Origin of the sequence: Silanimonas sp., assembly GCF_027531545.1 — a bacterium.
Taxonomy (GTDB): domain Bacteria; phylum Pseudomonadota; class Gammaproteobacteria; order Xanthomonadales; family Xanthomonadaceae; genus Silanimonas.
Window position 1 is genome coordinate 1 of the sequence record NZ_JAPZSC010000017.1, and the last position, 2,070, is coordinate 2,070.

Genomic DNA, 2,070 nt, shown 5'->3' on the forward strand with positions numbered 1-2,070 from the left:
GTCGTCGACACCGCTCCGTCGCACCGCCACCGCCTTGCGTCTTGCTTCACCCATCGGGTGAGTGTGCCAAGACAGCGTAAGTCCGTAGCAACGCTTGAGATTCAGGCCATCACGGAGCGGCAACTGCCGGATTTAGGTTCAATTGCTCCAGCAATCTCGTCGGGGACTCCTCGCGCTTGGAATTCTTCAGCCGCATCCGCAGCACACGGTGCAGGATCAGCGCCAGGAAGCACACCATCGCGTGCGCCCGGATGCGACGCGGCAGCCGGTGGTACACCGGGCCGATCTCGATGTCACTCTTGAGCGTGCGGAACCCACGCTCGATGTCGAGCCAGGCTCTTGTAGCGTGCAACCACCTCGAGGGCCGGATCCTGCGTGTTCGTCACCAGCAGCAGCTTGCCGTCCAGCCGCTCCAGGTACTGCTGGCGCTCCTCGTCGATGCTGAAGCGGAACAGTTCGCTGTGCATGTCGACCTTGATCAGGTGCGCCAGGCCAGCCTCCTTGACCGCGTGGTACAGCCGCGCCTTGGCACCCGAATCCGACAGCGGCCGCCCGCGCCGGCGCTCGCCCGCGTCCTGGGCATCCAGACGGCCGCCCCATTGCTCACCCAGAGCGATCAACTCGCGGATGCCTTCGCGCCGCGCCTGTATACGCCGATGTGCCGCTTCAGGGTCGTGCGCCACCACCAGCCGGTAGTCCTGCGGCTCGGCCTGCGCGGTTTGCGCGTCGCGCCGCCAGCGCATCTCGGCCACCCAGGGCGTCGACGCGTCGTGCGCCTCGTGCAGCCGCCGCAGTTTGTCCCTGAACTCGCCGTAGCGCGCTGCCGGTACCGCCAGCACGTACTGCAACTCCACACCCTTGCCCTGGGCCCGCAATTCAGTCTGCAGGTCCGCCAGCTCCTGCAGGTTGTTCAGGCTCAGCAGCCCACGGTCGGCCACCAGCACGACGCGCTGCAGCGGCCAGCGCGACAGCAGCGAGCGGATCATAGGCAGCAGCGTGCGCGCCTCGGCCGTGCTGCCCGGGTGGACCTCGTGTGCGATGGGCAGGCCCTCGGCCGTCTGCACCAGCGAGAGCATGAACTGCCGCGCGACGATGCCCTCCTTGGACATGCCGTGCTCGCGCACGTCGCCGTCGAGCACCGCGTCGCCGTGAACACGCACGGTGGTCAGGTCGTAGAAGACCACCGACAACTCCTGGTCGATCAGCGGGCGCGTCAGCAAGGCCAGCCGCTCGGCGATCGCGGCGCTGTGGTCGTCGATGACGTCCATGGCGCGCAGCAACTGCTGGTGGTCGGGCGCTGCGGCCTCGAAGCCGAAGCCCCGCGGCAGCGCCACCGTGTCGAGCCAACGCAGCACGCCGAGCTTGGAGGACGGGTCGCACAGGCGGTTGAAGACCATCGCGCGCAGGCACGCCAGAACGTCGATCTCGCTGCGCGAGCGGCTCCAGGCCAGCGCCAGACCCTCCAGGCCCAGCGACTGCCACATGTGGCAAAGCGCCCAGGTGTCGCCGGCCGTGCGGCTGTCCAGGAATCGCAGTTCGTTGACGCTGGCCGAAGACGCGACCTGACCGGTAGGGTCATCGCGACCCTGCGCGCGGCTGAGTGCGCCGATCAACCGGTCGACGTCACTGCCGGGCTCCAGGCGGCCCAGCGTGGCCAGCGTGCGCTGGCGGGGCTTGCCGTCTTCGTTGCGGAAGGACTCCACGAGTTGGGCATAGCGACGCCCGCCGGAGGTGGTGACCTTGATGAACATGGCTGCGAGTGTCCGCAGGACGGGGCTGGAATCGGCAATTTGGAACTACCCTAAATCAGCAACGTGCCACTACAACGCTGCGCGTCAAGACCACGGCTGCCCGCGTCTAAGTCGTTGATCCGGCGCGACTCACCGGCCGGCGTCTGGGCCAGATCGCCGAGAGGGTGTCGAACTTGGGCGGCCGCTACAAATCACCTACTTTGCTTTACCCGCCGTCTACGCGGCTTGCGCACACTGCGTGGCAGGGCCTGTACGGCGGAGTGATCGAGCAGTCATGCGGAGTCAACATGCGGGCGCAGCCCCACGCACGCCGTGGAGG

At 67.5% G+C, this 2,070-nt stretch carries 1 pseudogene; it reads right to left on the reverse strand.

From position 1 onward, the window contains the following. Positions 1 to 139: 139 nt before the first annotated feature. Positions 140 to 1,751 (reverse strand): annotated as a pseudogene (locus tag O9280_RS11235) (IS1634 family transposase); the annotation flags it as partial. Positions 1,752 to 2,070: the final 319 nt, after the last annotated feature.